This window comes from Halomonas sp. 11-S5, assembly GCF_029889825.1.
Classification (GTDB): Bacteria; Pseudomonadota; Gammaproteobacteria; order Pseudomonadales; family Halomonadaceae; genus Halomonas.
Window position 1 is genome coordinate 35,197 of sequence record NZ_JARANW010000029.1, and the last position, 8,229, is coordinate 43,425.

General features: G+C 63.0%; 12 protein-coding genes and 1 pseudogene. 9 read left to right on the forward strand and 4 right to left on the reverse strand.

Annotated elements, in window-relative coordinates; translation table 11 throughout:
- The first annotated feature begins 4 nt into the window (after positions 1 to 4).
- The 7 genes from phnL (at position 5) to OP497_RS15530 (ending at position 4,274) form a co-directional block, all read left to right on the forward strand.
- On the forward strand, positions 5 to 766 hold the full coding sequence (phnL, locus tag OP497_RS15500) for a phosphonate C-P lyase system protein PhnL (RefSeq protein WP_280550014.1): 762 nt from the start codon (positions 5 to 7) through the stop codon (positions 764 to 766).
- A complete protein-coding gene (locus OP497_RS15505; RefSeq protein WP_280550017.1) occupies positions 766 to 1,914 on the forward strand; it encodes an alpha-D-ribose 1-methylphosphonate 5-triphosphate diphosphatase in 1,149 nt (382 codons plus the stop codon). The genes phnL and OP497_RS15505 overlap by 1 nt, the downstream gene beginning before the upstream one ends.
- Positions 1,914 to 2,456 carry a ribose 1,5-bisphosphokinase gene (gene phnN, locus OP497_RS15510; protein WP_280550019.1) on the forward strand — a complete coding sequence of 181 codons (543 nt, stop codon included), beginning with the start codon at positions 1,914 to 1,916 and terminating at the stop codon, positions 2,454 to 2,456. Before OP497_RS15505 ends, phnN begins: the two co-directional genes overlap by 1 nt.
- On the forward strand, positions 2,453 to 3,259 hold the full coding sequence (gene phnP / locus OP497_RS15515) for a phosphonate metabolism protein PhnP (protein WP_280550021.1): 807 nt from the start codon (positions 2,453 to 2,455) through the stop codon (positions 3,257 to 3,259). Before phnN ends, phnP begins: the two co-directional genes overlap by 4 nt.
- 59 nt (positions 3,260 to 3,318) lie before the next feature.
- Positions 3,319 to 3,522, forward strand: a complete 204-nt coding sequence (locus OP497_RS15520; RefSeq protein WP_348533130.1) for a hypothetical protein — start codon at positions 3,319 to 3,321, stop codon at positions 3,520 to 3,522.
- A gap of 134 nt (positions 3,523 to 3,656) precedes the next feature.
- Positions 3,657 to 4,031, forward strand: a complete 375-nt coding sequence (locus OP497_RS15525; RefSeq protein ID WP_280550023.1) for a histone-like nucleoid-structuring protein, MvaT/MvaU family — start codon at positions 3,657 to 3,659, stop codon at positions 4,029 to 4,031.
- Between the two features lie 63 nt (positions 4,032 to 4,094).
- Entirely contained in the window at positions 4,095 to 4,274 is a 180-nt protein-coding gene (locus OP497_RS15530; protein ID WP_280550054.1) for a type II toxin-antitoxin system YoeB family toxin, read from the forward strand.
- 92 nt (positions 4,275 to 4,366) lie between these two features.
- Here OP497_RS15530 and OP497_RS15535 read toward each other — a convergent pair whose 3' ends face one another.
- Positions 4,367 to 4,627, reverse strand: coding sequence for an alpha/beta-hydrolase N-terminal domain-containing protein (locus tag OP497_RS15535; RefSeq protein ID WP_280550025.1), 261 nt, complete (start codon positions 4,625 to 4,627; stop codon positions 4,367 to 4,369).
- 168 nt (positions 4,628 to 4,795) lie between these two features.
- Here OP497_RS15535 and phaC point away from each other — a divergent pair, with 168 nt between their 5' ends.
- The gene (gene phaC / locus OP497_RS15540; protein ID WP_280550027.1) at positions 4,796 to 6,640 is read left to right on the forward strand and encodes a class I poly(R)-hydroxyalkanoic acid synthase; all 1,845 of its coding nucleotides are present in this window, start codon (positions 4,796 to 4,798) and stop codon (positions 6,638 to 6,640) included.
- Between the two features lie 140 nt (positions 6,641 to 6,780).
- Here phaC and OP497_RS15545 read toward each other — a convergent pair whose 3' ends face one another.
- From OP497_RS15545 to OP497_RS15555, 3 genes are read right to left on the reverse strand one after another with little or no spacing between them, the layout of a single operon-like run.
- On the reverse strand, positions 6,781 to 7,068 hold the full coding sequence (locus OP497_RS15545) for a helix-turn-helix domain-containing protein (RefSeq protein ID WP_099620053.1): 288 nt from the start codon (positions 7,066 to 7,068) through the stop codon (positions 6,781 to 6,783).
- Positions 7,061 to 7,372: a type II toxin-antitoxin system RelE/ParE family toxin gene (locus tag OP497_RS15550; RefSeq protein ID WP_012137896.1), complete on the reverse strand. Its 312-nt coding sequence runs from the start codon at positions 7,370 to 7,372 to the stop codon at positions 7,061 to 7,063. Before OP497_RS15550 ends, OP497_RS15545 begins: the two co-directional genes overlap by 8 nt.
- 31 nt (positions 7,373 to 7,403) lie before the next feature.
- The gene (locus OP497_RS15555; RefSeq protein WP_280550048.1) at positions 7,404 to 7,712 is read right to left on the reverse strand and encodes a tyrosine-type recombinase/integrase; all 309 of its coding nucleotides are present in this window, start codon (positions 7,710 to 7,712) and stop codon (positions 7,404 to 7,406) included.
- Between the two features lie 75 nt (positions 7,713 to 7,787).
- Between OP497_RS15555 and OP497_RS15560 the strand changes: the two are divergent.
- Positions 7,788 to 8,229, forward strand: a pseudogene (locus OP497_RS15560) (IS21 family transposase); the annotation flags it as partial.

An 8,229-nucleotide genomic window follows, 5' to 3' on the forward strand; every position in this document is an offset into this window, starting at 1 on the left:
ACCCATGACATCCCTGACGCAACCCTTCCTGACCGTAGACGCCCTGCACAAGTCGTTCGTGCTGCACGGCCAGGGCGGCATGACTCTCGAGGTAATGCGTGGCCTTTCGTTCTCCCTGTTACCGGGCGAATGCCTGGTGCTGGCCGGACCCAGTGGTATCGGCAAGAGCTCGCTGCTCAAGATGCTCCACGGCAGCTATCGCGTCACCGGTGGGCGCCTGCGCCTGCACTTTGATGGTGACGGGGAGGAGGACGGCGAGCTCGAGCTTGCCGATCTGCCGGCCCACGCCTGGCACTCTCTGCGCCGCGACGTGATCGGCTACGTCAGTCAGTTCCTGCGGGTGGTACCTCGCGTGCCAGCGGTAGAAGTGGTGATGGAGCCGCTGCTGGCGTGTGGTGTCGAGCCTGACGAGGCCCGTGAGCGTGCCGAGACAATGCTGGCTCGGCTCAATCTGCCACCGCGGCTGTGGTCACTGCCGCCGGGCACCTTCTCCGGTGGTGAGCAGCAGCGCGTGAACATCGCCCGGGGCTTCATCGCCGAGCACCCTCTGCTGCTGCTCGACGAGCCGACCGCCTCGCTGGATGCCGCTAACCGCGAGGTCGTGGTGGGTTTGATCGAGGAGGCCAAGGCGCGCGGTGCGGCATTGCTGGGCATCTTCCATGATGAGGATGTGCGAGAGCGAGTAGCGGATCGCCTGTTGCCGCTGGAGGCCCACATGGGAGCCGTGCTGGAAGCGGCCGAGTCCCCGTCCGAGGAGATCCGCTGATGAATGCCGCCGAACAGATTCTCACCAATGCGCGTCTGATTCTGGACGATGAGGTGTGCCTGGGCTCGCTGAAGATTCGCGACGGCCGTATCGCGGGCATCGACGATACACCGAGCCGGCACCCGGGTGCCCTGGATTGCCAGGGCGACTACCTGATGCCGGGCATGGTCGAGCTGCACACCGACAACATGGAGAAGTATTTCCAGCCGCGCCCCAAGGTGGCTTGGCCGGGACGCCCCGCGGCGCTGGCGCATGATGCCCAGATGGCCGCCAGCGGCATCACCACGGTGTTCGATGCGCTCTCGATCGGCGATGTCGACGAACAGAGCATGCGCCACGGCGCGCTGCTCGACATGGTCGACTCGCTACAGGCGATCATGACCGACGACATGGCGCGCATCGATCACCGCCTGCACCTGCGCTGTGAGGTGTGCCACCCCGAGACGCTCTCTCGCTTCGAGGCACTGGCCGGCTCGCCGCTGCTGGGCCTGGTGTCGTTGATGGACCATGCGCCGGGCCAGCGTCAATTCGCCAGCCTGGAGGCCTACCGCACCTACTACCAGGGTAAGTACCGATTCAGCGACGAGGCACTAGAGGCGTTCATCGAGAAGCAGCTGGCCAACAGCGTTCTCTACAGCAGTGCCCATCGACGCGCCATCGCCGAGGCGTGTCAGGCGCGGGGTCTGGCCCTGGCCAGCCACGATGACGCCACCATCGAGCATGTGGCCGAGAGCGTCGAGTATGGCACCCGGGTGGCAGAATTCCCCACGACCCGCGAGGCGGCCGAGGCCTCTCACCGCCACGGCCTGGCGGTGATGATGGGCGCGCCCAACGTCGTGCGTGGCGGCTCGCACTCCGGCAATATCGCGGCGGAGGAGCTGGTGCGGCTGGGTGTGCTCGATGTGCTCTCTTCGGACTACTATCCTGCTGCACTGCTGGATGCGGTGTTCCGCATTGCCGGCATGGCGGAGGGGTACCCCCTGCCTCAGGCGGTGGCCACGGCCACACGAACACCGGCCGAGGCAGTGGGGCTCACTGATCGCGGTCGGCTCGCCCCGGGGCTGCGCGCCGATCTGCTGCGGGTGCGTGTGGTCGACGACCATCCGCTGGTGCAGCGGGTATGGTGCGCTGGCCGGCAGGTGCACTGATGGGCCGCCTGGTGTATCTGGTGGGTGCCAGTGGGGTGGGCAAGGACACCCTGCTGGAGGCGGTCCGCCAGCGCCATCCCGAGTGGATGGTCGCACATCGCTATGTGACCCGTCACAGCGGACCCACCGAGAACAGCGTTGCACTGACCGGCGAGGAGTTTGCCGCCCGCGAGTGCTCGGGTCTGTTTGCCCTCTCCTGGCAGGCACATGGGTTTCAGTACGGTTTGGGCATCGAGGTGGAGGCCTGGCTGGCTTGCGACAAGGTGGTGCTGGTCAATGGCAGCCGACGGGTGCTTGGCCAGGCCCAGGCGCGCTTCGGTGAAGCGCTCCTCCCCGTGGTGATCACGGCAGCGGAAGAGGTGCTGCGCGGTCGGTTACGACGGCGTGGGCGAGAGAGCGAGACGGAGATCGAGGCCCGTCTTCAGCGTCATCGGGAACTGCGCGAGGCCTTGCCGGACGTGGTGCACATCGATAACGGCGGGCCTCTGGATGCCAGCCTGGCGGCGATGGACCGGCTGCTCGAGACGGAGGTCCCAGCGTGAAGTTTCGCTTCGTGGGGACCGGCGACAGTGCCCAGGTGCCCTGTTTTGGCTGCGACTGCGACGCCTGTGCTCGTGCGCGGGTGCTGTCCAGTCATCGCCGGGGGCCGTGCAGCGCCGAGGTGCGTGTCGATGGCCACCGCTATCTGATCGATGCGGGACGCATGGATCTGGCGGAGAGCTGTGAGCGAGAGCGGCCGTCGGCGATCCTGCTCACCCACTATCACGCCGATCATGTGCAGGGCCTCCTGCATCTGCGTTGGGGCAGGGGGGAGCCGCTGCCGGTCTATGGCCCCAAGGACCCCCAAGGTTTTGCCGACCTCTTCCGCCACCCCGGGGTGCTGGACTTCAAGGCGGGCCTCAAGCCGTTTCGGCCGCTGCTGCTACCGTCGCTGACGGTGACTCCCGTACCACTCCATCACAGCAAGCCGACCCTGGGTTATTGCCTCGATGACGGAGGCGGGCGATTGGCCTACCTGACCGACACCTGCGGCTTGCCGGGGGCGACAGAGCGCTTTCTGCGCGAGTGGCAGCCGGATGTGGTGGTGCTCGACACCGGCCACCCCAGCAGCGTCGTCAACCCGACCAATCATAATTCCCTGCCGATGGCGCTGCAGATCATCGAGCGGTTCGAGGTGCCTGCAGTTTATCTGACCCATATCGGACACGATCTGGATCGGGAGCTTGTCGAGTCGCCGATCTCTCTGCCCGCCAATGTGCGGGTACCGAAGGATGGTAAAGAGGTCTGCGTTGGTCCAGTGACACCACCCACCATGGCCCACGACAAGATGGGAAACGTAGGATGAGTCCGCCGAGGATGACGAGGTGTTTGCGTGGCGTCAGGCCGCGCGTGTGGTAGTGGGCCATGACGTATGGTTCGGTCATGGCGTCGCCGGGCGTGTGTATCGGCAACGACGCGATCATCTCGGCTGGAAGCCTTCCTCTGGCCGCTGCCTGGCACGCCGCCGTGGTGGTCATCGTCTTCCAGTCGCTGGTCGAGCTGTTCGGCATGGTCACTGACTTGAGCTGGGTGCCCAACAAATTGATCCCCGAGCCTTCTTCCACATAGCCTACGGCTCCGTAGATGTTTTTTCTCGCGGCGCCTGGGGATCTACACTATCGCACCGCACCGGGCGTTTTCTGTTGAAGCGGTGTTCAATGATGATCATACTTCCCCGGCATATATCCAAAGACGGAGACAAGATGTCGATCCTCAGTTCCTATCTGCAGAAAGAACAGCAATTGAAACAGCTTCAGGACGAGCTGAAGGCCCTTGAAAACGACGAGGGTCTGAAGAACGAGCTCGAGTTCAAGGAAAAATTAGAAGCGCTGATGCGCGAGTTTGGAAAGTCCGCTGCTGACGTGATCGCCCTGTTGAATCCGAAGCCCACGGCGGCCCAAAGCACTGCCAGCAGCCCGAGTACTGGACGCGCCAAGCGCAAGCTGAAGATTTTCAAGAATCCCAATACGGGTGAGGTGGTCGAGACCCGCGGCGGAAATCAGAAGACGCTGAAGGCCTGGAAGGCAGAGCACGGCGCCGAGGTGGTCGAGTCCTGGCTGGTGCGCACCGAAGACTGATGTGGCCGACCTGCTGCCTGCTGGGTAAACAGCAGGCAGTAACCTCGCTTTCGCCGCGAATGGATCCGCTCTGACGACCCATCAACTGGCATCGGCAAACCTGAGCCACTCAAGCACAACGTGTCAGGCCTGTGGTCAAGACGCCTCTCACCGAGGGACAGGCTCATTTGTCGGTTCGACGACAAGTCCCTTTATATTTTCGTCATTGGCGGACACTTCGGCGGACACTACGATCAGCATTAACGCCCATAAAGGTTGTTTGCACCTCCTTGTCGGACTTATAACGCTGGCGTCGACTCTTGGGGCAAGCGGCGCCGCGCCGACTACCTGCTGAGCTACCAGAAGCACCAGCCCATTGCGGTGATCGAGGCCAAGGACAACAAGCACGGCCCGGGCTCCGGCAGGTGCCGATAGGCCCACAGCCAGTGGCCGGCCACCCCGAGGACATAGCCGGCGGAGAAGGAGAGCCCGGAGACGATCCCCTGAGCAGCTGCATCTGGTCTGTCGCCTCCCTTTCCACTGGTAGAAGCCTGAGGCCGATGAGCCTTCAGGGAGCGTCCAAGCGCTGGCAGGGCAACGGAAGGTTCTGCGGGCACACGACGGCTATATCCGCCCCCTCGGTGAGGTTGCGTCTCACTCAGCCCCTACGATACTGAAGGGAGTGGTTGCGGCAGTTGGAGAGCAGCATATCGACTCTGACGCGTCGACCCGCCTCCGGGTCGGACGAGGCCGCTATCGCGGAGCACTCACCAGGGGGCAAGGCCATGAATGACCAGAAACCGTCTTCAGCGAAGCCAGACGATCAGGCGACGCCACCCGATGAGCTGGCACAGCGCTATGCCGAGGTTCTCGAGCGACTATCGACCGGGTCGTCCCGGGCGTGGAAGGGCTGGCTCGAGCGCCAGACACGCGGGGACTTCTTCACCATGCCCGACCCGGCAGTCGCGGCCAAGTCGCTTGCCAGTCTGGGCCAGCAGTTCCTGCTCCATCCGCAACGCGCCATGGAATTCCAGCAACAGCTAATGGAGGGCTATACGACCCTCTGGCAGAACGCCGTGCAGCGCCTGTCCGGCGAGGCGCCCTCATCGGGCCTCGATCCAGCCCCGCGCGACCGGCGATTCAAGGGCAAGAGCTGGGAAGAGAACCTCTTCTTCGACACGCTCCGCCAGGCCTACCAGTTGACGGCCGAGCAGTGGTTGAAGGGGGTGCATGAGGTCACCGAGGATCTGGACGACGACGAGCGGGCCAGGGTCGAGTTCTATGCCCGTCAGCTGATCGACGCCCTCGCCCCCAGCAACTTCGTCACCACCAACCCGGAGGTGATCGAGGCCACGGTGCGCACCGGCGGCGCCAACCTGCTGCAGGGGCTGGCCAACCTGATGGAGGACATGGCGCGGGGCGAGGGGTTGCTGCGCATCAAGCAGAGTGATTCGGCCGGGCTGGAGCTGGGCAAGGACATCGCAGCGACCCCGGGCAAGGTCGTCTACCAGAATGAGCTGATGCAGCTCATCCAGTACGCCCCCGCCACCGAGGCGGTCGACCGCCGGCCGCTGCTGATCGTCCCGCCATGGATCAACAAGTACTACATCCTGGACCTGACCCCGAAGCGCTCGTTCATCCGCTGGGCCGTCGACCAGGGAATAACCGTCTTCATCATCTCGTGGGTCAATCCCGACGAGCGCTATGCCGAGGTGGCCTTCGACGACTACCTCACCCGGGGCACCCTCAAGGCCATGGACGTGGTGGGAGAGATCACCGGCGAGGAGACGCTCAACACCATCGGCTACTGCATCGGCGGCACCCTGCTGGCCAGCACCCTGGCGCATCAGGCCGCCCGGGGCGACGAACGGGTGCACAGTGCCACCTTCTTCACCACCCTGCTCGACTTCAGCGAGGTGGGGCCGCTGAAGGTGTTCATCGACGAGGAGCAGATCCGCTACATGGAACATCACATGGCCCAGCGCGGTTACCTGGAGGGCACCCACCTGGCCAATGCCTTCAACCTGCTGCAGTCCGCCGACCTGATCTGGGGCTTCGTGATCAACAACTACCTGCTCGGCAAGGAGCCCCAGGCCTTCGACCTGCTCTACTGGAATTCCGACTCCACCCGCATGCCACGGCGCATGCAGAGCTTCTACCTGCGCAATATGTACCTGGAAAACCGCCTCGCCGAACCCGGGGGCATTACCCTGGCGGGGGAAGCCATCGATCTGAGCAAGGTGAAGACCCCGGCGTTCTTCGTGGCCACCGAGAAGGATCATATCGCCCCCTGGCAATCCAGCTATCGCGGCGCCCACCTGCTGGGTGGCCGGCCACGCTTCATCCTGGGGGGCTCCGGCCATATCGCGGGCGTGATCAACCCGGCCGACTCGACGAAGTACGGCTACTGGAGCTACGGCCACCTGCCCAACGACCCTGACCGCTGGCTGGAATCGGCCACCCACCACGAAGGCTCCTGGTGGCCGGAATGGCGCCAGTGGCTCAAGCGCCATGCCGGCAGCCAGGTGTCCGCCCGCGAACCCGGCAGCGAGGAATACCCGCCTATCGAGGAGGCACCCGGCTCCTATGTTCGGGTGCGCGTCGATGACCCGGGCACGAACGGCGAGTGAGGGATTCGGTGGAGCCGTTAATTGACCGCACCGCTGGCCCCCAGGTGGCCAACCATTACGTAAGAAGCGGATGATCGCGGGGTAGGGCCGAAGCGGAGGTTTTGGCATCCGGTGCATGGCCTGGTTACACCTCACTTTGGTCAGTGAAGCTGACTAAAAACTTCCGGGTGTTGCTCAGCTATGCGCAGAAGCGCAACCGCAGGCCCCTGCGGCTCGCGACGACCCTGTTCCCAATCCTGAAGGGTTCGCACACTCACACCCATAAGACCGGCAAATGCTGACTGCGACATGTGCAATTTCAGCCTGATCACTTTGGGCGGTGAAGGCTCTGAAAGCTCATGCGTTCGTAGAGCCAGTTTGCCTTTCTTGAACTGCTTGATTTCATTGATACCGTCAAGAATCTCTGCCCCAAGGTTCCTGTCACCCATTTTTGATTGCCTCCGCTATCTGCTTGAGCGTGTGGCCAGGAATGCTGGCGCGTTCTGATTTACTGTACAGCGTGAGCATCCATATCTCGTGGTCAGATTTCTTCCAGTAATAAATGGCTCTGATACCACCGCTCTTTCCCGAACCCGCTGGTGCCCATCGAACTTTACGAACACCACCCGAACCTTTAATCAGATCCCCGGCATCTGGCTTCTGCAGAAGGTAGGTTTGAAGCCCACGGTATTCCTCATCCGTGAGATAGTTCGGCAATAGCTTGGTGAACGTTGAGGTTTCGATGAAAAGCATTGCTAAAATATACGGCCTTGCCGTACAGTTGTCAAGGCCGGATCAGTGAGGTGTAACTGTTCAGCATTTCTTCGCCGTGCGGAGCATGGCGAAGAAATGCCTGTTGGACTAAGCCGCCCATCAGGCTGTCAGACAGCTTCAGCCGTTGAAGCTGATGGACGGGCATACCCTGTTCCAGTACATGCGTGGCGTAGGCATGGCGCAGGCTATGAATACCACCGATCCGCTCGACACCGGCCAGTCGCTTGGCCTGGGTAAAGGCTTTCTGCGGCGCGCTCGGGTGCAGTGTCAGTAACGATGCTAAAAGTCCCCTGAATACCGAAATAAGGTGTCCCCCCACTCAAGCGGGGTACCCTCTGATTGGGAAACAGAACGATCAGGAGGTACCCGATGCTCAAGCAGGAGGACTTTCCTCATGATACGCCAAAAGGTCAATCAGGGAGCCTATCTCAAGGACGTCGCCGCCGAGCTCGACGTGCATCGCCGGCCGGGTGCTCGGCGCAGCAAGCTGGATCCGTTCAAGCCGCAGGTCGATACGTTGCTCGCCCAGGGGGTCTGGAATGCTCAGGTGATCTTCACCGAGCTGCGCCACTGCGGCTATGCGGGGGGCTATTCGATCCTGTGTGATTACATCCGGCCCAAGCGCTCGCTGCAGCCGTCGAAGGCCACGGTGCGTTTCGAGACGCGCCCCGGCCACCAGCTGCAGCATGACTGGGGCGAGCTGACGGTCGAGGTCGATGGCCAGTCCACCCGGGTCAACATCGCCGTCAATGTGCTGGGCTACTCGCGGCAGATGCATGTCTACGCCGCACCGGTACAGGACGCCGAGCACACCTACGAGAGCCTGGTCAGGGCCT

What these genes read in the sequence shown, in the direction of transcription:
- OP497_RS15525 (WP_280550023.1), top strand. Translation starts at nt 3,657, where the DNA reads ATGTCGATCCTCAGTTCCTATCTGCAGAAAGAACAGCAATTGAAACAG.
- OP497_RS15545 (WP_099620053.1), bottom strand. Translation starts at nt 7,068, where the DNA reads ATGGGTGACAGGAACCTTGGGGCAGAGATTCTTGACGGTATCAATGAA.
- OP497_RS15520 (WP_348533130.1), top strand. Translation starts at nt 3,319, where the DNA reads ATGACGTATGGTTCGGTCATGGCGTCGCCGGGCGTGTGTATCGGCAAC.
- phnL (WP_280550014.1), top strand. Translation starts at nt 5, where the DNA reads ATGACATCCCTGACGCAACCCTTCCTGACCGTAGACGCCCTGCACAAG.
- phnN (WP_280550019.1), top strand. Translation starts at nt 1,914, where the DNA reads ATGGGCCGCCTGGTGTATCTGGTGGGTGCCAGTGGGGTGGGCAAGGAC.
- phaC (WP_280550027.1), top strand. Translation starts at nt 4,796, where the DNA reads ATGAATGACCAGAAACCGTCTTCAGCGAAGCCAGACGATCAGGCGACG.
- OP497_RS15505 (WP_280550017.1), top strand. Translation starts at nt 766, where the DNA reads ATGAATGCCGCCGAACAGATTCTCACCAATGCGCGTCTGATTCTGGAC.
- OP497_RS15550 (WP_012137896.1), bottom strand. Translation starts at nt 7,372, where the DNA reads ATGCTTTTCATCGAAACCTCAACGTTCACCAAGCTATTGCCGAACTAT.